The sequence below is a fragment of the Hymenobacter daecheongensis DSM 21074 genome, assembly GCF_900141805.1.
GTDB classification, from domain to species: Bacteria; Bacteroidota; Bacteroidia; order Cytophagales; family Hymenobacteraceae; genus Hymenobacter; species Hymenobacter daecheongensis.
Map to the genome: position 1 here is coordinate 197,329 of NZ_FQYN01000005.1, position 21,584 is coordinate 218,912.

Below are 21,584 nucleotides of genomic sequence, written 5' to 3' on the forward strand. Positions count from 1 at the left end.
CCTGCTGAGCTTGCACCTGGCGGCTCCTGCCCCTACCGCTGCGACACCAGCGGGCCAACCAGCTGCATTTCGTGAGTGGCGAAGAGGCGGGCCAGCTCATCGGGGTTGGGCGGGGCCGGGAAGGCGGCCAGGGCCACGAAGAACTCTTCCAGCTTGCCGGCGGGCTGCAGCGTCACGGTCATGCGGCCTTTCTCGCTCATCTGCAGCCATGAATGCGGCACTTTGCGGGGCAGAAATATGCACTCCCCGGTAGTTAGCGAGTATTTTTCCTGGCCCACCTGGAAGTAATAGTTGCCTTCCAGCACGTAGAAAATCTCGTCCTGCCCCGGATGAATATGCAGCGGGGCACCCTTGCCCGGCGACAGGCTGGTTTGCTCAAAGATGGCCAGATTGCCCTGCGTGTCCTTGCCGGACACTTTCACGTCCAGAATATTAGTATTGATGCCCGAGAGCTGAATATGGCCATGGTAGCGACCTTCGCCCGCTTTCACGCGGAAGCCCGCCTGCCGGGTGCTGGTTTCGCCCGCCCGGTCGGCCAGAAAAACAAACGGCATTGTCATTCCCGACAGCACAAAGTTTCTTCTTTTCATGGCTTGCGAAGTTCAGGGTTGCTGCTGCTTCTGCCTGCCAGGGGCGGCTGCCGGTTGCACGGGGCAGCAGCCCGAAGGCAGAAAGAATATATATTTATAAATATATATTCTTTCTGCGAAAGGTCCTATCTCAACACCGCAATGGTCACGCCGTCGCCGCCACGGTCGGCGTGCTCGTCCTGCACGCTGGCAATGGCGCGCACCGAGCGCAGGTAGTCGCGCACCACTTGGCGCAGCACGCCGTTGCCGCGGCCGTGCAGGAAGCGCAGCTCGGGAATGCCGAACATGACGGCATCATCCACGAAGGCCATGATCTTGTGCAGGGCATCTTCGGCCCGTTCGCCGCGCAGGTCGAGGTTGGGGCTGAAGTTGCTCATGCGGCCGGTCATGTCGATGCCCGCGCCCGAATTGGCGTAGCTGACCCGCTCGGCCTTCTTTTCCCGCTCCCGGATTTCGGCCCGGCCCAGCTTTTCGAGCTGCGACACCTTCACGATAGTTTTCATGCCCCCAAACGAAACCTCGGCGGTTTTGCCCTTCACGCTCATGATTTCGCCGTGGCCGTCCTGGCCGATGAGGGCCACTTTGTCGCCGGCTTTTAGGGTGCTTGCGTCGGCCAGCTCGCGGGTGGCTTTGGGCTTGGGCGGCTCTATCTGGAGCTTTTCGCGCACGAAGGTGTCGAGCTTCTGACGGGCGTCTTTGGTCTTGTCCTTGTCGGCCTGGCCGACGCGGATTTCCTGGATGGTGGCCTCGATTTGCTGGTTGGTGTCCTTGAGCAGCAGCTTGGCTTTGGCCTTGGCATCGCGCAGCACTTCGAGAGTGGTTTCGTCGAGGTGCTTTTTGAGGTCCTGGTATTCCTGGGCGGCTTTTTTCATGCGCCGCTCGGCTTTGGTAGCTTCAGCGGTACGCAGCTCCAGGTCGGCTTTTTCCTTTTCCAAGCCTTCCAGCAGCCGGTCGTAGCGGATTTTATCCTTGCCCACGAGTTGGGTAGCCCGCTCCACAATCTGCTTGGGCAGCCCAATTTTGCGGGCAATTTCGATGGCAAACGACGAGCCCGGCTTGCCGATTTCGAGCCGGTAGAGCGGCTGCAGCCGCTCGGGGTCGTAGCGCATAGCCCCGTTCACCACGCCCTCGGTGCGCTCGGCGAAGTTCTTCAGGTTGGTGTAGTGCGTGGTGATGACCCCAAAGGCGCGGGCACGGTTGAGCTGATCCAGCACGGCCTCGGCAATGGCCCCGCCCAGCGCGGGCTCGGTGCCGGTACCGAACTCGTCAATCAGCACCAGGCTGCGCTTGTTGGCCAGCGTCACGAACTGCTTCATGCTCAGCAGGTGCGAGGAATACGTGCTTAGGTCGTTTTCCAGGCTCTGCTCGTCGCCGATATCGAGGAAAATATCATCAAACATGCCGGCCTCGGAGCCGTCGGCAGCCGGGATGAGCAGGCCGCACTGCAGCATATACTGCACCAGCCCCACCGTCTTCATGCTCACCGACTTACCGCCGGCATTCGGCCCCGAGATCAGCAGAATGCGGCGCTCGGGGTTCAACTCAATATCCAGGGGCACCACTTCGCGGGGGCTGTCCTTGAAGTGCTCCTTGAAAGTGAGGTAGAGCAGCGGATGGCGCACGGTCTGCCAGCGGATCAGCGGGCGGGCGTCGAGCCGGGGCATGGTGGCTTCGAGGCGGCCGGCCAGCAGGGCTTTGGCCCGCACGAAATCGAGCAGGCCCAGGTACTGGTATGCCTTGCGCAGATCCGGAATGTGGGGACGCAGCTGGTCAGTGAGGGCCGTCAGGATGCGGATCAGCTCGCGCTGGTAGCCGTTTTCGAGGTCCTTGATGTCGTTGTTCAGCTCAAAAACGGCTTCCGGCTCGATGAAAACCGTCTGGCCCGAAGCGGACTCGTCGTGAATCAGGCCCTTCACCCGGCGCTTGTGCTCGGCAATGACGGGCAGCACCAGCCGCCCACCGCGAATGGTCGGTTCAGCATCGCCGGGAATCCAGCCTTCGGCCTTAGCGTGGCGCAGGATGCCGGCAATCTGCTTGCGCAGCTGGCTTTGGCGGCCAATCAGCTCCTGCTTGAGCTGCGACAACAGCGGCGAGGCGTTGTCGCGCACCTGGCCTTCGTCGTCCACTACTTTGTCCAAGGCGGCCAGCAGGTTGCGGTCTACCTGCACGCCGATGCCCAGCAGGCGCAGGGTCGGGTACAGGCTTTCCTCGGCCTGGGTGAAAAAGGTAAGCGCCTGGCGAATAGTGCGCAGGCTCATTTTCACGGCGAAAAACGCGGCTACGTCGAGGTAGGAGCCGGGCAGGGCGGCGCGCACCAAGTGCGGGTGCACGTCGTGGTAGTGCTGGCTGGGGAAGTCGGCGCCGCTGTTGAGCAGCAGGCCGAACTCGTCGGTTTGCTGGAGCAGCTTCAGCAACTGGTCGTGCTTGGTCTGGAAGGTCATCTTGGCCACGAACTGGCGGCCCAGGGCGCTCAGGCACAGGCCCTCCAGCATCTCACGCAGCTGCGCGAAGCCTATTTTCTGCTCGAAATTTTGAGGAAGAATCAATGCGGGTAATGGGTAATTAGGGGGTATTGAGAAGGAATGTAAAAGTAAACATTCGCGGCGGGGCGAAAGATTCGCGGGGATTATCAATTAGCTAATCATTCGCCCCGCTAGCTTCTGCTTTATTCTGGCGGGCAGCAAACCACGCCCCCAGATACGTCAGCCCATTCCCGTAAATCATAAACACGGAGCCCCATTTCCCGTCCTTGACGCCGTGCGTCAGCAGGTGCCAGCTGAAGTAGCACAAGCCGGCTACAATCAGCCAGCCAACTACACTCGCCACTGGCTTTTCAAAGAAGGTCTTCTCACGTGTAATGCCCACAGACCGATCAGTAGAGAAGTCAGCCGCCTGCTTTCTGAAGTCTGCTGCCAAAGCCACAATATCGTCAGCCGGGCAAAAAGTATCGTTGTGCGCCAAAGTCACTTTTTGACCAGAGCGCAGGCGCAAGCGGAACGTCTTGTTGCCATTGAATTCCTGGTAATGAAAAGACGCAATATCTGCCAGCATAATCTGCTGATCCGGTGCCGATTTGGAGCTACGAATCGACAATTGGTCCGGCGTCAAAGTCACCTGTTTCGCGACTATAGCCACTCTCTTGATAAGCAAATAACCACCAAACAGGCAAACTGCCGCCCAAATAAGAAATACACCCCAAGGCAGATTTAGTCCGCGGGCTAACACCATGCTTCCAAAAAATAGAACAAGGGTGCCCATGAAAATGGCCACAAAAACCCATGTTCGCATAATCTGAATAGTATACTCTTTCATCTTTCTATTTATTGCTTGTATTAACTACCAATATTTTTCTCCTCCACCCCCAGCCCAAACAAGGCGAAATCATACTTCACTGGATCAGCAGCATCGAACCGGCGCAGGTTTTCGGTGAGCTCCTCGGCGGCTCGCCAATCCACCACGGGGCGGGTTAATAATCCCAGCTGCCGGGCCTGGCGCTCTACGTGCACGTCGATGGGGCAGATCAAATCCGCCATCGGCAGGCGGCGCCAGAGGCCGAAGTCCACGCCCCGGTCGTCGTGGCGCACCAGCCAGCGCAGGTACATATTCACGCGCTTGCAGGCCGAGCCGCGGGCGGGCGTGGCCACGTGCTTGCGGGTGCGCTGGGGCGCGTCTTCGAGGCTGAAGAACCGGGTATGGAAGTTTTCGAGCCGCTCACGCTGGGTGTTTCCTTGTAGAAACGCATCTTCCAGCGTATCGTGCCCGGCGTAGTAGTCGCGCAGCCAGTGCACGAAGTAGAGCAGGTCGGTGTCGCAGAAGGTGCGGTGGCAGAAGCCGAGTAGCTTCTTCAGATCCTCCTCCTGGTGCTGGGTGATGAACTGGTGGGGCGCATCGTCCATGCGGCGCAGCAGCTCCGTGACTTTGCTGATAATGGTCGGCCGCCGGCCCCAGGCCAGCAGGGCGGCAAATAGAGCGCTTATTTCAATATCCGGCCGCTGGGTGAAGCGGTGGGGAATGCTGATGGGGTCGTTTTCGATGAACGCCGGCCGGTTGTAATGGTCGTAGCGTTCCTCCAGCAGATTCAGAGTCTGGGCGTGGGTCATAGCGGGGGCGCGGGCAACGCGCCCCTACGGAACGTAGGAGGTTTCGACGCGGAAGCGGGAGTCGGGGGTGGCCAGCTTCTGCACGGCGCGGCGGGAAATGCGCACCAGCACGTTGCTGTTTTCGCCGGTATCCGGCAGCTGCCCAATCACGCGCACGTACACCGACTGGCCGTTCATGATGTTGCGCACCTGCATGATGGTGCCCACCGGCGCGGTTTTGTGCAGGGCCAGGTATTTGTCGGTGCCGCCGCCCTCAATCACGGCGGCAAGGCCGCTTTCCGTCACTTTGCGCACGATTTCGCTGGCCCGCTCGGGGGCTTCCTCCTTGGCGGGAGCCGGCGCGGTGCTGGCCGTGGCGGCCGGCTCCTTCTCCTTGTCCCGGTCGTTGTCGTCGCGCTCAGGGCGGTTGGTGGGCGCGGGCACCGGCGCGGCTTTCACCGGCGCGGTGGCTACCGGGGCGGCTTCGGGAGCCGCGGAGGCGCCCCCGGCGGGCACGATGATAAGCGTCTGGCCGATGCGGACGCCGGCGCTGGGGGCCATGTTATTCTGGCGGGCAATGTCGGCGGGCGTCAGGTCGAAGCGGCGGGCAATGGCGAAGAGCGTCTGGCCTTTTTCCACCTTGTACACCTTGTTGCCGCGGGCATCGGTGGTGAGGCCTTTGGCGGCCGGGTTGGGAGCCGCAGCAGTGGGAGCCGCTTTGGCGGCACTGGGGGCCGAAATCACCACGCGGGTGCGGGGCACCAGCACAATCTGGCCGGCCCCGAGGGCACCTTCCAGCTTCGGATTTACCTCCACAATCTGCTCGACGGGCACTTTGTAGCGGCGCGAAATGCCGTAGAGCGTTTCGCCCGGCATCACGCGGTGCTTGATCAGGACTTTGTTATTACGATACTCCACGCCGATGGAATCGGGCAGGATGGTGGGCCGCACGGCGGCCGAAGCAGCAAAACCAGACAGGGCAAAAGCGGCAAACAGCAACGAAAAACGGGTCATACGGACGGTTTGCAAGAAAAAGACCACGGAAACTGAAAAAGGGGGCGCAGCCCGTGGCAAGCGGAATAAATGCTGCCGAAAGATAAATAAATAATCCTTGGCTGCGGGGCCGAAACGGGAGGCCGGCCCCGCGCAACCGCTGCGCTACCCAGGCAGCCCTGGGCTTAGCCAATTTGGTACCGCTTTGCTTCTAACGCCAAAATCCCGCTACTTTCGGCCGTTTCCTGGCCTTTCCTCCTTCTCAAGCTGCTTCCATGCTCCACGCCATCGGTATCATTCCGGCCCGCTACGCCTCCACCCGCCTGCCCGGCAAGCCGCTGGTTGATCTGGGCGGCAAGTCCATGATTCAGCGCGTGGTGGAGCAGGCCCGGCAGGCCAACCTGAGTCGCGTGGTGGTAGCCACCGACGACGACCGGATTCTGAGCCACGTGGAAAGCTTCGGCGGCGAGGCCGTACTCACCGCCCCCGACCACCCCAGCGGCACCGACCGAGTATTCGACGCCTACCGCCAGCTCGGCGTGGTAGCCGACTGCATCATCAACATTCAGGGCGACGAGCCCTTCATCCATCCGGCCCAGATCAATGCTTTGGTCGATTTGTTCGCCGCCGAGCCCCGTCCGCAGCTGGCTACGCTGGTGAAACCCGTCGTCAGCACCGAGGAGCTGTTCAGCCCGCACCTGCCCAAAGTGGTGCTCGATGCGCAGGGCTACGCGCTGTATTTCAGCCGCCACCCCCTGCCCTTCCAGCGGCAGCACGCTCCCACCGACTGGCTCGCCCACCACCGCTACCTGCGCCACATCGGCCTCTATGCCTACCGCCCCGACGTACTGGCTGACATCACCCTGCTGCCGCCCTCGGCGCTGGAGCAGGCCGAAAGCCTGGAGCAGCTGCGCTGGCTGGAAACCGGCTACCGCATCCTCACCGCCGAAACCACGCTCGATACCATCGGCATCGATACGCCGGAAGATGTGCAGCGGGCCTTGGCCCAATTAAAAATCGAGAATTAAAAATTAAAAAATTACTGCCCAGTATTGCCGCGCAGGAGTAGTTGAATGGTCGGTTTTTAATTTTTAATTCTCAATTTTCAATTGATTCAGCCTCCGGCTTTTTTGGCTTTGTATTTCTGCTCCAGCAGCACGGCCAGGGCTTTGTCGCGAAAGTCGCCCTGAATCAGGATTTCGCCGTCTTTGGCGTTGCCGCCCACGCCGCACTTGGTTTTGAGCAGCTTGCCCAGCGCCTGCAAATCCTCGTCCTTGCCCACGAAGCCGGTGATGAGCGTGACCTGCTTGCCCCCGCGCGACTTCTTATCGAGCTGCACGCGCAGGTTCTGCTGCTGGGGCGGCAGCGTGGCCGCTTCCTCGTCGGCGGCGTGCTGGTACTCAAAGTCGGAACTGGTCGAATACACGATGCCTTCGCGGCTGCGGCGGTTTTTCATGGCGAAATAGTGAGATAGTGAAATGATGAGTTTACGTTCCGGCAGTTTCAGCGGCGCAATTTGCGCCAATAGAACGTCAAACTCACCATTTCACTATCTCACTATTTCGCCACTTCCAGCGCTAGCGGCGTCAGGGCCACTTCAAATTCCTGCGCGTCGCCGGCGTAGTCGCCATCTATGTGGAAGCCCAGGGGCGCGGCGGCCTGCACCCGGATGTGGCGGCTGGTATGAAACACGGCCGCCCCGGACGCGGGCAGATTGCCCAGCGCCAGCCCCAGGCTCACCCGCACCGCCCGCACGATGGGCAGCGAGTCGATCAGGCACAGGTCCAGCAGGCCGTCGCGAATGTCGGCAAGGGGCGCGATGTAGGCGTTGTTGCCGTACTGGGCGGCATTGGCGAAGGCCAGCACGTAGCAGTCGGTGTGCAGGGTCTGGCCGTTCAGCGTCACGGCAACGGCGGTGGGCTGGTAGTGGCGGTATTCGCGCAGCGCCACCTTCACGTAGGTGCTCAGCCCGCGGGTGCCAGCTTGCGCAAACATCTTGCTGACGTGGGCATCAAACCCCAGTCCGGCGGTGCAGAAAAACGCCCGGCCGTTGATGTGGCCCACATCAATGCGCTGAAACTCGGGGCGGCACATGCGGCGCACGGCGGCGGGCAGCGCCAGCGGAATGCGCAGGTGGCGGGCCAGCCCGTTGCCGGAGCCGCGCGGCACGATGCCCAGTGCCGCCGCCGTGCCCAGCAGCCCGCGCCCTACTTCATTCACCGTCCCATCGCCGCCCACGGCCACCACCGTGCGAAAGCCCTCGGCGGCCGCCTGCCGGGCCAGCGTTTCGGCGTGGCCGGCGTATTCCGTGAGCCGGATTTCGTAGTCAGCCACGGACTTGTCGATGTGCTGCGCGATGAGCGCGGGCACATCCTGCCGCCGGTCGGTGCCCGATTTGGGGTTGATGAGGAAGCAGATCCGGGGCATGAAGTGAGGTGTTGAAGGCTGAGTTTTGAATGTTGAATGTTTCGCTGTTAAAATGTCTGTCATCCTGAGCTTGCGAAGGACCTTATGGGATGAGAACGAGTCGTTGTTGCGCTGGTCGTTTAACTGGCATAAGGTCCTTCGCTCTGCTCAGGATGACAGACGTTTTAAATTGCTAAACGGCTTCAACAGCGCAGAAAACAAGCGCCTACCGCAGAGCTTTACGGCCAAAACCCAAAAAAGCCTGCCCGAACCGGGCAGGCTTTCTCATACTTTAGGTTACCGGAGCAATTATTTGCTCATGGCCTCACCCAACTTCTGGATCAGGTCAGCGGTGCGGGTGCTGTAGCCGGTTTCGTTGTCGTACCAGCCGATTACCTTGGCCAGCGTGCCGTTGGCTGAGGTCAGCTCCGAGTCGAAGATGCAGCTGTGGGGGTTGCCCACGATGTCGATGCTCACAATCGGGTCGGTGGTGTACTCAATGATGCCTTTCATGGCCCCATCGGCCGCCGATTTCAGCGCCTCGTTGATCTGCTCTTTCGTGGCTTCTTTCTTCAGAATCACGGTCAGGTCGGTCATCGAGCCATCCGGCACGGGCACGCGCATGGCCAGACCGTCGAGCTTGCCTTTCAGCGTGGGCAGTACCAGCCCTACGGCTTTGGCGGCGCCGGTGCTGGTGGGGATGATGCTGTAGGCGGCGGCGCGGGCGCGGCGCAGGTCTTTGTGCGGCGCGTCCTGCAGGTTCTGGTCGGAGGTGTAGGCGTGCACCGTGGTGATGTAGCCTTTCTCGATGCCGAAAACCTCGTCGAGCACCTTGGCCATGGGGGCCAGGCAGTTGGTGGTGCAGCTGGCGTTCGAAATGATGGTTTCGTCGCCGGTCAGGATGTCTTCGTTCACACCCAGCACTACGGTTGGGATGTTGCCGGTGGCGGGTGCCGAAATCACAACCTTCTTCGCGCCGGCCGTGATGTGCTGACCTGCGCCAGCCTCGTCCACGAAGCGGCCCGTGGATTCGAGCACTACATCTACACCCATTTTGCCCCAGGGCAGCAGCTTGGGGTCGCGCTCGGCGAGGGCGGCAATCTTCACGCCGTTCACCGTCAGGCTTTCCTCGTCGTACGAAACCGTGCCATCGAAGCGGCCGTGCACGGAGTCGTATTTCAGCAGGTGCGCCAGCGTTTTGTTATCGGTGAGGTCGTTGATGGCGACTACTTCCACATTGTCGCGGCTGAGCAGCGACTTGAACGTCAGGCGGCCAATGCGGCCGAAGCCGTTGATGGCAACTTTGATTTTAGCCATAATTGAGAGGAAAATGGGGTTAGCGACGCACGAATGCGCCGGGTGGAAACGCGGAGCGAAGGTACAGGGAGCAGCCAACAACGCCAAATCAATCCTGACCTTCGTGCTAACCCTGCTGAGGTATTGTCCTGCTGAGCTTGTCGAAGCATCTCTACCGCTCCGTTGCAAGTGCAATTCAACGAAGCCGTAGAGGTGCTTCGATAGAGTCAGCAGGACGAAAATGACGTTTTCAGCAAATCTCAGACGCCCAGCTCAGCAGCTATTAGCCCTGCCGACCCCAGTACCCACTTCTGGTCCGGCAAAACTTTTTCCTTGAAAGTCAGCCCATTTGCTCGCTAAGGCACTTTTTTTTGGAACCAGGTATTGCGGCGGCGCTTGCGGCTATTACCTTTGCATCATCAAAACGAGTCAGGCACAGTATCTGGTCCGTTCGTCTAGGGGTTAGGACAGTAGATTTTCATTCTACCAACAGGGGTTCGATTCCCCTACGGACTACTACCTTCTCGTTTTGAAATGGCCTTCACTGCCCGGTGAAGGCCATTTTTATTTTAGGAGCCGCCGGCTGGCATCTGCCCCGTGCTCTGGCTTTTGCTGGCTGCCAGCTTGAAAATATGCGCAGAAGTTTGCCGCAGGTATTGCACCGAACCGTTGCGGTGTTACCTTTGCATCATCAAAACGAGTCAGGCACGTTATCTGGTCCGTTCGTCTAGGGGTTAGGACAGTAGATTTTCATTCTACCAACAGGGGTTCGATTCCCCTACGGACTACTACCTTCTCGTTTTGAGGAATTAAAAACCCGCATCAGCGCTTCTGATGCGGGTTTTTGCTTTTTCCGGCAGCCGCCCCTTTGCCCGCCTCAGCGCCTTTCGCCCATGCACACCCTTTCCCAACTCCGCGCCGGGCAGCTGGCCGGCGCCCGCGAACTGCACCTGGCCGAAGGCCTGACGGAGTTTCCCCGCGAGCTATTCGACTTGGCTGATACGCTGGAAATCCTGAACCTGTCGGGCAACCGGCTGGCGGCGCTGCCCGACGACCTGGGGCGGCTGCGCAAGCTGCGCATTCTGTTCTGCTCCGATAACCTGTTTACGAGCGTGCCGGCGGTGCTGGGCCAGTGCCCAGCGCTGAGCATGGTGGGCTTCAAGGCCAACCAGATCCGGACGCTGCCCGCCGCGGCCCTGCCGCCAACCCTGCGCTGGCTGATTCTGACCGATAACCAATTGGAAGCCGTGCCGGCCGAAATCGGGAGCTGCGGGCAGCTGCAGAAGCTGATGCTGGCCGGCAACCACTTGCGGGAGCTGCCCGCGACGCTGGCTACTTGCACGCACCTGGAGCTGCTGCGCCTTTCGGCCAACCGCCTGGAAGCCCTCCCCGACTGGCTGCTCACGATGCCGCGCCTGGCCTGGCTGGCCTACGCCGGCAACCCGTTCTGCGACCGGCTGGAAGCCGCCGCCGTGGCCCGCCACCCCATCAATACGATTAATTGGCCTGAGCTGGCGCTGGAAGAAAAGCTGGGTGAAGGCGCGTCGGGTGTGATCTATCGGGCGCGGTGGCAGCCGCAAGCGGCGCCGGTTGCAGAAGTGGCCGTGAAGCTCTTTAAGGGCAGCGTGACTAGCGACGGCCTGCCGCACAGCGAAATGGCGGCCTGCATCAGCGCCGGCCCGCACCCGAACCTGGTGGGCGTGACGGGCAAAATCGGGAGGCACCCGGCGGGTACCGAAGGGTTGGTGCTGGCACTCATCGATCCGGCATTCGGCAACCTGGCCGGGCCGCCCAGCTTCGCCACCTGCACCCGCGACGTGTATGCGCCGGATACCACTTTCGGGTTCGATGCGGCCTTGCGCCTGGCGTTGGGCATTGCCGCGGCGGCGGCGCACCTGCACGCCCGCGGCATTCTGCACGGCGATTTATACGCCCACAATATTCTGAATACGCCCGCTGGCGAGTGCCTGCTGAGCGACTTCGGGGCCGCCGGCTTCTTCGATACTGCCGACCAGGAAGCGGCGCAGGCGCTGCAGCGGCTGGAGGTGCGGGCCTTTGGGTGCCTGCTCGAAGAGCTGCTGGAGCGTAGCATAGTGCCCCCGGCTTTGGCTTCCTCGGCGCAGGTGCTGCATACGCTGCAGCAGCGCTGCACGCAGGCCGCGGTGGCCGAGCGGCCGCTGTTTGCCGAGATTCAGCAGACGCTGCAAGGGGTATATCAGGCGGCGGAGCCCCTTGGGGTGGGGCTGTAGCAGGGCGGCTCCGGGGGGCGTTTTTGACGGGTTATATAGTTGGTGGTCCTTTGTGCCTGTCCTATTCCTACTTTGGAACAGTTTAAGAGTCAAAACCGCCTGTCATCCTGAGCTTGCGAAGGACCTTATGCCAGTGGAACGAGTCGGTGGTATAACCTCAAACGTGATAAGGTTCTTCGCAAGCTCAGGATGACAGGCGATGAAAAAACGAATCACAAAACAGTCCTTTATGTCCTCTATGCCCGTTTCTGCCCTTGAGCTGCGCACCGTGGAGGTGACGCGCTACGTGACGCCGCTACGCGAGGGTGGCTCTTTGCCGGCCTTGGTGGAGGCTGATGATGGCTTTCTGTACGTGCTCAAATTTCGCGGGGCGGGCCAGGGCATCAAAGCCCTTATTGCCGAGCTGATTGTGGGCGAGCTGGCCCGCGCGCTGGGGCTGCGGGTGCCCGAGCTGGTATTCGCCCAGCTCGACGAAGCCTTCGGCCGCACCGAGCCTGACGAGGAAATTCAGGACCTGCTGCGGGCCAGCACGGGCCAGAACCTGGCCCTGCACTACTTATCCGGTGCCATTACTTTCGATGCGCTGGTGACCACCGTGGAGCCGCGCCTGGCCTCCCAGATTGTGTGGCTCGACTGCCTGACGCTGAACGTGGACCGCACGGCCCGCAACACCAACATGCTGATGTGGCACAAGGAGCTCTGGCTGATTGACCACGGCGCGGCGCTGTACGTGCACCACGCCGGGCCGGGCTGGGAGCTGCCGCCGCGCCGCGCCTTCGGGCAGGTGAAAGACCATGTGCTGCTGCCCCAGGCCAGTGAGCTGGACGCTGTGGATGCCGAAAGCCGCGCCCGCCTCACGCCGGAAGTTCTCCGCGCCATCGTGGCCCTGGTGCCCGATGAGTGGCTGGTGGAAGAAGGCTCCGACGCCCCGGCCGCGGAGCAGCGCGCGCGGTACGTGCAGTTTCTGACCAACCGCCTGGCCGCCGCCGACACCTTTATTCAGGAAGCCAAAGATGCCCGCAATGCACTTATTTGAGTATGCCGTGCTGCGCGTGGTGCCCCGCGTGGAGCGCGAAGAATTCCTGAATGTGGGCGTGATTGTGTACTGCGCCGCCCAAGGCTTTCTGGAAACCCGCTGCGCCCTGCCCGAAGCCCGCCTGCGCACCCTAGCCGGCGACGCGCTAGACCTGCAGGAAGTACAGCAGCGCCTGCAAGCATTTGAGCGCATCTGCCGGGGGCGCAAAGAAGGCGGCACCATCGGGCAGCTGCCTTTGGCTTCGCGGTTTCGGTGGCTCACGGCCACGCGCAGCACCATCGTGCAGACCTCGGCCGTGCACCCCGGCCGCTGCGAAGATGCCGGCGCGACGCTGACGCGGCTGTTTGAGCAGCTGGTGCTGTAGGGAAGCTAAATGGTGCCGGTTTCAGGTTTGTAAAAGCCTACTTACAAATCAGGTCAAAGCCGCAGCGCGGCGGCAGGTTTGTAGTAGTCAGAGCGAAAAAAGAACCAAGCCGCGTAGCGGTGACAGAGTCCTTCGGGCGGTTCCGTCACCGCTACGCGGCTTGTTCGTTCTGAGGCGTGATTTACTACAAACCTGTCACCGCTACGCGGCTTTATTTCACCTGCCGCCCGGCGTGCTACAAATCTGTCGCCGCGCTGCGGCTGTTCGGTTTGTCCAGGTAATTTATTTCTGAAAAATATACGCCCTAATCGGTGCTATCTTTAGGCAATAAACTGCGCAACTTATCCGCAGCTGCTCCGGCTACTTATGAAACACTTCTTCCTTCTGGCCGGCCTGCTGTGCGCCAGCCTGAGCAGCTTTGCGGCCCAGCTCACCTTTCGCGTCGATATGAGCGGGCAAACTGTGGCCGCTGCCGGTGTGCACGTGGCAGGCACGTTTCAGGCCGCGGCCGGCTACACCGGCGACTGGAATCCGGCCACCACCCTACTCACCGACCCTGACAACGACCGCATCTACGAGTTGACCGTAACGGTGCCCGCCGGCACGTACCTGTACAAATTCGTGAACGGCAGCGCCTGGGCCGGGGCCGAAATAGTGCCCGCTGCCTGCGGCCTCGACGATGGCGGCGGCAACGTGAACCGGCAGGCCACGGTGGGCACCGCGGGCCTGCGCCTGCCCGCCGTCGGCTTTGGCGGCTGCCTCACGGAGCTGATTTTTAGAGTGAACATGCGCGGCCAGACCGTGTCGCGCGCTGGGGTGCACGTGATGGGCAACTTCCAGACCCTGGCCGGCTACGCCACCAACTGGGACCCCATCAGCATTGCCCTCACCGACACCAACGGCGACGAAATCTACGAGGCGCGGGTGGGCATGCCGGCTACCGGCCGGTTTCAGTACAAGTTCGTGAATGGCAACACGCTGGCAGCGGCCGAAGTGGTGCCGGCTGCCTGCGGCGTAGTCGACGGCACCGGCAACCTGAACCGGGTGCTCGATGCCACGGCCACCACGACTGCTACTTTATGCTTCGGCACCTGCACCAACTGCGGGCCCTCGCTCACCACCTACACCACCCACTGGTGGAACGATGCCGTGTTCTACGAGGTGTTCGTGCGCAGCTTCTACGATACCAACGCCGACGGCCAGGGCGACTTCGCCGGCCTCACGGCCAAGCTCGATTACCTCAACGACGGCAACCCCGCCACCACCACCGACCTCGGCGTCACGGCCCTGTGGCTGATGCCCATGATGGACTCGCCCAGCTACCACGGCTACGACGTGACCAACTACAAGGCCACTGAGCCCGATTACGGCACCATGGCCGGGTTTGAAGCCTTCCTGGCCGCCGCCCACGCCCGCGGCATCAAGGTCATTATTGATCTGGTTTTGAACCACTCCTCCAGCCAGCACCCGTGGTTTCAGCAGGCGGCCGGCAGCACCACCAGCAGCTACCGCGACTGGTACCGGTGGTCGGCCACCAACCCTGGTGCGGGCTGGTATCTGCGCAATGGCAGCTACTACTACGGCTATTTCTGGAGCGAAATGCCCGACCTGAACTGGCGCAACCCCCAAATGAAGGCCGCCATGTGGGATGCCACGCGCTTCTGGCTGAAAAAAGGCGTGGACGGCTACCGGCTCGACGCGGTGAAATTTCTGGTGGAAGACGGCGCGGTGATTGAAAACACGCCCGGCACGCTGGACGTGCTGAAAGAATTCCGCGACTCGGTGCGGGCCGTGAGTCCCAACGCTTTTACCGTGGGTGAAGCCTGGACGAATACGGAGGCGGTGGTGCCCTACGTGCTAGATGGCGGGCTCGATGCCTGCTTCGAATTCGACTTGGCCACAACAATGATTGGCAGTCTGACCACGGGCAATGCCGCCGGCCTGCGCACCCAGCTGACCCTTATCGACAGCAATTACCCCCGGCTGCAGTACGCCACTTTCCTTACCAACCACGACCAAAACCGCATTATGAGCCAGCTGGGCGGCAATATGGCCCGCATGAAGCAGGCCGCCGCCCTCTACCTGACCATGCCCGGCGTGCCCTTCCTCTACTACGGCGAGGAAGTGGGCATGCTCGGCACCGGGGCCGATGAGGAAAAGCGCAAGCCCATGCAGTGGACGGCCGGCCCCAACGCCGGCTTCAGCACCGGCACGCCCTGGCGCGCCCCAAACAGCAACTACGCCCAGTTCAACGTGGCCACCATGCAGGCTGACCCGGCTTCGCTGCTGAATCACTATAAAAAGCTCATCGGTATGCGCACGGCCCAGCCGGTGCTGCGCAAGGGCTACATGCTGCCCGTGAGTACGCCGGGAGCCAGTGTACTGAGCTACGCGCGGGTATTTGGGGCGGAAGCGGCGGTGGTCGTGGCTAATCTGGGCAGCGGCAGCGCGGGCGCGCCGGCCCTCTCGCTGGCCGTGTCGTCGTTGCCGGCCGGCGTATATCAGGCCACGGATCTGTATTCGGGCCAGGTGGCGGGGCAGGTGACGCTCGACGGCCAGGGCGGCTTTAGCGGCTGGATTCCGGCGCTGGGCGCGCTGGGTGCCAACCAGACCTGGGTACTGCACCTCACGCCTGCTTCACCCACGGCAGTCCGGCCAGCCAATCAACTGGCGTTCAGCTTCTACCCTAACCCCGCCACTACGCAAGTGCAACTGGAGCTGCCCGAAGCCGGAGCCACGCCGGCGCAGCTCACGGTCTACGACCTGACCGGCCGGCTGCTGCACACCCGCACCTTCACCGGCCGCCGCCACACGCTCGATACAAGTGGCTGGGCCAACGGCACCTACTTCCTGCGGATTCAGGCTGGCAATGCCAGCTCGGTGCAGCGGCTGGTGGTGGCGCATTGATGCTTATGAACGGCAAGAAACCAGCACGTCATGCTGGGAGAAGTCGAAGCATCTCTACTGCTTCGACTTCTCCCAGCATGACGTGCTGGTGCATACCAAAAATGAGAAAGCCGTTGCAGACGCAACGGCTTTCTCGTTTTAAAGCAAGGCTGAACCTCTACGCCCGCCCTTTCAATGGGGCCGACTGCAGGGCGGTCAGCACGGTGCGCAGGCCCTGCTCGGCGTCGTGGCCGAGGTGGATGCGCAGGGTGCGGCGGTTGTAGTCGTGCAGGGCCTGCAGGTCGCCGGCGGCCTGGGCATTCTTGAACGTGCCGAAGGAATACGAGCGGCCGGGCAGCGCCAGATCTACGCCGGGCGCGTGGTCCTGGGTGAACTGCACGAACAGGCCCTTGTCAGGGCCGCCCTTGTGGTACTGACCGGTGGAGTGCAGGAAGCGCGGGCCGTAGCCGGAGGTAGTGGCTAGGTGCAGCTGTTCCTGCACCTGCGTGCGCAGCGCCAGCAGACTCTCGTTCAGCGCTTCCGACTCGGTCAGGTAGGCCTGCAGGTTCAGGAAGTCGCCGGGGCGGGCCTGGGCGAAGAAGTTATGGACCACTTCGGCGGCATCCTGGCCGGTGGCGGCGGTGTAGTAGGCCACGCCGTTTTCGGTCACCTTGGGCGCGTCGCCGGCGGGCAGGCTGCCTTTTTCCTGCACCACTTTCATCAGACTGTCGGTGGCGGTTTTGGCGGCCTGCACGTTGGGCTGATCGAAGGGGTTAATTTCGAGCACGGCGCTGGCCACGGCCGTGGCCACTTCCCAGCGGAAGAACTCGGCCCCCAGGTCCAACGGCTCGTCCATCAGAATGCGAATAGTGGGGTGGCCGGCGGCTTCCAGGGCCAGCAGCTTGGTGCGGTTATCCACGTCGGCATCGGTCTTGTAGCCCACGTACACGAACACGCGGTCCGGGCCGTACACCTGCGGCTCGCGGGCGGGCTCGCCGGCGATGGGCAGAATTCCCTTGCCTTCCTTGCCGGTGCTTTCGGCGATGAGCTGCTCCAGCCACAGGCCCAAATCACTGAGCGAGTCAGGCACGATGAGGGTGAGCTTGTCGCGGCCCTGCTGGGCCAGTACGCCCAGGGCCACGCCCAGCTCCAGGCCGGGATTGTGCGCCACGGGGCCATACGCGCCGTTGGCCCGCATCATCCGGATGGCCCGCTCCAGCATCTCGCCGATGTTCAGCCCATAGAGCGCGGCCGGCACCAGCCCGAAATACGACAGCGCCGAGAACCGGCCGCCCACTTCCGAGAAATTCAGGAAGATGCGGCGGTAGCCCTGCGCGGTGGCCGAGGTCACGAACTGGGAGCCGGGGTCGGTGATGGCCACGAAGTTCTCGCCGGCCTTGTCACCTTTTAGCTGCTTGAGACGGTCGTAGAAATAGTCGCCAAAAGCCAGCGGCTCGGCCGTGGTGCCCGATTTGCTGGCCACGATGAACAGCGTATCGGCCAGCGGCACCGATTCTTCGATCTGACGCACGGTGCCGGGGTCGGTGGTATCGAGCACCGACATGGGCAGGCCGTCGGCTCCTTTTTCAAACGAGGATTTGAACACAATCGGGGCCATGGTGCTGCCGCCCATGCCCATCACCACCACATGCTTGAAGCCCGCAGCCTTCACTTCCTGCACAAACTGCTCGATTTCGGGCACGGCCCCTACCATCGTTTCGGCCACGCGCAGCCAGCCCATGAAGCTGCGGATGCTGTGCTGCCCGGCCTCGTCCTGCACCCACAGGTCGGCCTTCTTGTCCCAGAAGCCGGCGGTGAAGTTTTTGGCGTCGAGTTTCTGAATTTTGTCCTCTACGGCCGCCTGGTACTGGCCCAGCTGCAGGGTCTGCTCGGTTACGGTTTCGGCCAGCGCCTGCTGGCGCTTCTGCTCCAATGAGTCCATGAGTTTCGCGAAAGGTTCGTTGAATTTCTTGGCGCCATCCACTTCCAGGAAGCTGGTTTGCTCCTCCAGATTGATGCCCAGCTCGGGCAGACGGCGCAGCACGTCCTGGGCTTTCTCCAGCCCTTCTTCCAGGCGGTGCGCGGCGCGGCCCCGCTCGCGGAAAATATCCAGCGTTTCGACCGGCACGGTGTTCACCGTGTCGGGGCCAATCAGATTTTCAACGTACTTCAGGTCGTCGTATTTGGGGTTTTTGTTGCCGGTGCTGGCCCACAGCAGGCGCTGCGGGGCCGCGCCTTTTACCTGCAGCGCTTCCCAACGCGGGCCGCTGAAAATCTGCTTATACAGCTGATACGCCTGCTTGGCGCTGGCCAGGGCCACCTCGCCTATCAGGCTCTGCGCCAGCGCGCCCTTCTCGCCCCCTTCGGCGGCAATTTTCTCCAGCATGGGGTCCAGCAGCACATCGATGCGGGAGAGGAAGAAGCTGGCCACGGAGTCGATCCGGCCAATCGGCTGGCCGGCCTTCACGCGGTCTTCGAGGCCCGCGAGAAAAGCTTCGGCCACCAGACGGTAGCGCTCCAGGCTGAAAATCAGGGTCACGTTTACGTTGATGCCCTCGGCAATGAGGCGGCGGATGGCGGGCAGTCCTTCCAGCGTGGCGGGCACTTTTATCATCACGTTGGGCCGGTTCACGGCCTGCCAGAAACGGATGCCTTCCTCGATGGTGCCCTCCGTATCGTTCACCAGCTTGGGCGACACTTCCAGGCTCACGTAGCCGTCGCCGGCACTTTCAGGGTGGTCGTAGAGGGGCCGAAACAGGTCGCAGGCGTGCTGCACGTCGGCCACGGCCAGGGCGGTGTAGATTTCGTCGGTGGTTTTATTCTGGAGCGCCAGGCTGCGGATGGCCGCGTCATAGTCGTCGGAGCCGCCGATGGCCTTCTCGAAGATGGCCGGGTTGGACGTGACGCCGCGCAGGGCTTCGTGGGTGATGCGCCGCTGCAACTCGCCGTTGATCAGGATTTTGCGCCGGATGAAGTCCAGCCAGATGCTTTGGTTGAAGTCGCGGATGGCAACGAGAGGATTCATAAACGTCAGCTTTGAGGAAGCGCCAAAGTTCAGGAAAGAATTGGTGGGGCGCTGAATTCTCGGGCAATTTTATGGTAAAGGATGGTTTGGCTGGCCCAGCCTGCTGGCTAAATCTTCTCCGGCAGCAGCGTGGCATCGGGATAGTTGCCGAGCACCACTTTGTCGCCTTCTGTCACGGCTTCTACCAGCAGCGCCCCGCCCACAAACGCGCCTTTCCACGATTCGCCCAAGCCGCCGAATACCTCTTCCCGGTCGCCGCGGGAGCGGAGCTTGTTCACGCCCACCTTGAAGGCGCGGATTTCTTTGGCAGTGCGGGCGGCCCATTTTTCGTCGTCGGAGGCTACGGCGGCTACCAGCGCGCCGTTCGAGATATTCATTTCGCCCACCAGCTCCTCTACCCTATCCACCAGCACAATGGAGTCAATCGGGCCGAAGGGCTCCTTGAAGTACAGCTCACTCTGGCGGGGCAGATTGACGAGGGCGCGGGGGGCGCGGTAGGCCGAGCGGTCCTGGCCGGGCAGGAAGAGGCTGTCGTCGAGGCGACCTTCGTAGATAGGCGTGGCGCCGGTTTTGAGCGCGTCGGCGTAGAGGCGGTCGAGGTCTTCGGCCTGGGCCTGGTTGATGACGGGCCCGAAAGCCAGCTCGGGCAGCTTGTCGTCGGGCGCATCAACCAGCGTGGGGTTGCCCACTTTCAGGCCCTGCATCACGCCCCAGTAGGTTTCCAGAAACTGCGGAAACAGCCGCCGCTCCACCACGAAGCGCACGTAGGCCGTGCAGCGCTGCTTGCCGTAGTCGTAGCCTTTTTTGAGCTGGTCGGCCAGGGTGGTCCAGTCGGAGTAGTTCCAGATACCGTAGGTGTTCACGCCTTCCATTTCGAGCATGTAGCGCTTGTGCTCGGTGGACAGCGCGTCGGCAATGTTGCGGCCATTGTAGCGCCCGCCCACGAAGGAGAGGCAGTCGATGGCGGCGTGCTTCACCAGCACGTCGCTCAGCTCGCCGCCCGAGCCGCTGACCAGCGTGACGGGCAAGCCGCAGCGGCGGGCCAGGGCAAAGGCCAGACTGAGTGAAATAAAGCCGCCGTCGGTGGGCGTTTTGGCAATGACGGCATTGCCGCACAGCGCCTGCACCAGCACGGCGTGCAGCAGCACCGAAAACGGGTAGTTCCAGCTGGCAATGTTGCTCACCAGCCCCAGGGGCTTACGCTGGCCCAGCATTCCCTCAATGGTATCCAGATACCACTGCGCCCCGTCGATGCAGCGGTCGATGTCGGTGAAGCCGAGCTTGTAGGTTTTGCCGATTTCCCACATCACCAGCTTCCCGATCAGCTCGACGTGCTGGCGCAGCAGATTCAGGCACTCCTGCACCTTGGCGCGGCGCTCGTCGAGGCCGGTGGCGGCCCAGGCGGGGGCTTCGCCTTTGGCAAACTGCACGGCCCGCAGGGCGGTTTCGCGGCTGAGCATGGGCATCCAGCCCAGCTGGGTGCCATCGATGGGCGAGATGAACTCGCGGGGCGTGCCGATTTCCTGCCAGCGGCCTTCCAGCAGGTTCAGGAATTTGCCATCGGCCGAAAAAACTTCCGGCGTAATCGTTTTCATCTGGCTCAGCAACCCGCTGAACTCGACCTGGGGCGAAATGATTTTGGGCATAGCGAAGAAGGAAAAAGCCTGTCGTCAGGCCTGGTTTGGGAGCACCTAAAAGTAGGATGGTTTGGCATAGGTTGGTGCCCTGGCTTTTTGCTCCCCGGGCGGGCGGCGGACCTCACCCCCTAGCCCCCTCTCCATGAGAGAGGGGGAACTAGATTTTAGATCTAGAGCCTGTTATGCACTTTTTGAGCAACTGAGGCCTTTTTTGTAACTGGTTACAGCAGAAACAAGGATAGCTCAGTACCAAAAGCGGCCCTGCGTGTCGTAGCGGGCTTCCAATGCGTTGAGACGCTTTTGATAAACCGCGTTTCGGCGCAGCAGTGCATAACAGGCTCTAGAGCGCTAATAACAAAGTCTAAAAACTAAGGCTAGTCCCCCCTCTCCCATGGAGAGGGGGCTAGGGGGTGAGGTCCGGCGGGCAGCGAGCCTTAGCGCGTGGCTTGAGCCAGTTCGCAGATGGCCCGCCGGATGCGCGTTTTGACCGTACCCAGCGGCAGGTTGAGCGCCTCGGCGGCTTCGGCCTGGGTGAAGCCGTTGAAATAGAGCAGGTCGATGAGCTGCTGATCGGGGGGGCTGAGGCGGGCCACCAACTCGCGCAGGCCGATGTGCTCGGGCTGAAACGTGGGGGCCGCGGCCTGGTGCCGGGCCGCGCTTTGGTGCAGCTCCTCGGTGCGGGCGGCGGCCTGGTGGCGGCGGGTGCGGATGTGGTCGATGGCCACGTTGCGGCAGATGTTGAGGGCCCAGGTGAAAAGCCGGCCGCGGTCAGGGTCGTAGCTGGCGAAGGAAAACCAGATCTTGACCATGCCTTCCTGCAGTACGTCTTCGGCCAGCTCCTCGCTTTTCACGATGCGCCAGATGGTGTTGTAGAGCGCCCGGCCGTAGCCATCGTAAAACAGCGTCATGGCGGCTTCGTCGCGGGCGTAGAGACGTTGAACGAGTTCCTGCTCGGAGGCCCGGGAAGCGGCGGGTGAAATCATAAAAGGGGTAGATTACAACACATTAACACGCTTGCGGAAA

16 protein-coding genes and 2 tRNA genes are annotated in these 21,584 nt (G+C 62.0%); 7 read left to right on the forward strand and 11 right to left on the reverse strand.

The window, feature by feature from the left end:
* Positions 1-32: 32 nt before the first annotated feature.
* From BUB62_RS11420 to BUB62_RS11440, 5 genes are all read right to left on the reverse strand, one after another.
* A complete protein-coding gene (locus tag BUB62_RS11420) occupies positions 33-590 on the reverse strand; it encodes a cupin domain-containing protein (RefSeq protein ID WP_073110153.1) in 558 nt (185 codons plus the stop codon).
* A 125-nt stretch (positions 591-715) separates the two neighbouring features.
* Positions 716-3,136: an endonuclease MutS2 gene (locus tag BUB62_RS11425; RefSeq protein WP_073110155.1), complete on the reverse strand. Its 2,421-nt coding sequence runs from the start codon at positions 3,134-3,136 to the stop codon at positions 716-718.
* Between the two features lie 91 nt (positions 3,137-3,227).
* On the reverse strand, positions 3,228-3,902 hold the full coding sequence (locus BUB62_RS11430) for a hypothetical protein (RefSeq protein ID WP_073110158.1): 675 nt from the start codon (positions 3,900-3,902) through the stop codon (positions 3,228-3,230).
* A 20-nt stretch (positions 3,903-3,922) separates the two neighbouring features.
* On the reverse strand, positions 3,923-4,690 hold the full coding sequence (locus BUB62_RS11435; RefSeq protein ID WP_073110160.1) for a TIGR02757 family protein: 768 nt from the start codon (positions 4,688-4,690) through the stop codon (positions 3,923-3,925).
* A 24-nt stretch (positions 4,691-4,714) separates the two neighbouring features.
* A complete protein-coding gene (locus BUB62_RS11440) occupies positions 4,715-5,683 on the reverse strand; it encodes a LysM peptidoglycan-binding domain-containing protein (RefSeq protein WP_084539012.1) in 969 nt (322 codons plus the stop codon).
* A 254-nt stretch (positions 5,684-5,937) separates the two neighbouring features.
* Between BUB62_RS11440 and kdsB the strand changes: the two genes are divergently transcribed.
* Positions 5,938-6,690, forward strand: a complete 753-nt coding sequence (kdsB, locus tag BUB62_RS11445; protein WP_073110162.1) for a 3-deoxy-manno-octulosonate cytidylyltransferase — start codon at positions 5,938-5,940, stop codon at positions 6,688-6,690.
* An 86-nt stretch (positions 6,691-6,776) separates the two neighbouring features.
* On the opposite strand, the gene BUB62_RS11450 is transcribed toward kdsB, so the two are convergent.
* From BUB62_RS11450 to gap, 3 genes are all read right to left on the reverse strand, one after another.
* Entirely contained in the window at positions 6,777-7,118 is a 342-nt protein-coding gene (locus BUB62_RS11450; protein WP_073110166.1) for a translation initiation factor, read from the reverse strand.
* A 101-nt stretch (positions 7,119-7,219) separates the two neighbouring features.
* Positions 7,220-8,089 carry a diacylglycerol/lipid kinase family protein gene (locus BUB62_RS11455; RefSeq protein WP_073110168.1) on the reverse strand — a complete coding sequence of 290 codons (870 nt, stop codon included), beginning with the start codon at positions 8,087-8,089 and terminating at the stop codon, positions 7,220-7,222.
* Positions 8,090-8,377: 288 nt separating this feature from the next.
* On the reverse strand, positions 8,378-9,385 hold the full coding sequence (gap, locus tag BUB62_RS11460; protein ID WP_073110170.1) for a type I glyceraldehyde-3-phosphate dehydrogenase: 1,008 nt from the start codon (positions 9,383-9,385) through the stop codon (positions 8,378-8,380).
* Positions 9,386-9,808: 423 nt separating this feature from the next.
* Between gap and BUB62_RS11465 the strand changes: the two genes are divergently transcribed.
* The 6 genes from BUB62_RS11465 (at position 9,809) to BUB62_RS11490 (ending at position 15,920) form a co-directional block, all read left to right on the forward strand.
* Positions 9,809-9,880, forward strand: a tRNA-Glu gene (locus tag BUB62_RS11465).
* A 200-nt stretch (positions 9,881-10,080) separates the two neighbouring features.
* Positions 10,081-10,152: transfer RNA gene (locus tag BUB62_RS11470), tRNA-Glu, on the forward strand.
* Positions 10,153-10,257: 105 nt separating this feature from the next.
* A complete protein-coding gene (locus BUB62_RS11475; RefSeq protein ID WP_073110173.1) occupies positions 10,258-11,613 on the forward strand; it encodes a leucine-rich repeat-containing protein kinase family protein in 1,356 nt (451 codons plus the stop codon).
* A gap of 238 nt (positions 11,614-11,851) precedes the next feature.
* Positions 11,852-12,649 (forward strand): HipA family kinase, encoded by a 798-nt coding sequence (locus BUB62_RS11480; RefSeq protein WP_073110174.1) that lies wholly within the window; start codon positions 11,852-11,854, stop codon positions 12,647-12,649.
* Entirely contained in the window at positions 12,627-13,013 is a 387-nt protein-coding gene (locus tag BUB62_RS11485) for a DUF3037 domain-containing protein (protein ID WP_073110176.1), read from the forward strand. The genes BUB62_RS11480 and BUB62_RS11485 overlap by 23 nt, the downstream gene beginning before the upstream one ends.
* Positions 13,014-13,379: 366 nt before the next feature.
* Complete coding sequence (locus tag BUB62_RS11490) at positions 13,380-15,920, forward strand: alpha-amylase family glycosyl hydrolase (protein WP_073110178.1); 2,541 nt, start codon at positions 13,380-13,382, stop codon at positions 15,918-15,920.
* A gap of 157 nt (positions 15,921-16,077) precedes the next feature.
* Here the strand turns inward: BUB62_RS11490 and BUB62_RS11495 are convergent, their stop codons facing one another.
* From BUB62_RS11495 to BUB62_RS11505, 3 genes are all read right to left on the reverse strand, one after another.
* Entirely contained in the window at positions 16,078-18,924 is a 2,847-nt protein-coding gene (locus tag BUB62_RS11495; protein WP_073110181.1) for a bifunctional transaldolase/phosoglucose isomerase, read from the reverse strand.
* Positions 18,925-19,031: 107 nt separating this feature from the next.
* Complete coding sequence (locus tag BUB62_RS11500; RefSeq protein WP_073110183.1) at positions 19,032-20,570, reverse strand: aldehyde dehydrogenase family protein; 1,539 nt, start codon at positions 20,568-20,570, stop codon at positions 19,032-19,034.
* Positions 20,571-20,995: 425 nt separating this feature from the next.
* Positions 20,996-21,544, reverse strand: a complete 549-nt coding sequence (locus BUB62_RS11505) for an RNA polymerase sigma factor (RefSeq protein ID WP_073110186.1) — start codon at positions 21,542-21,544, stop codon at positions 20,996-20,998.
* Positions 21,545-21,584 lie beyond the last annotated feature (40 nt).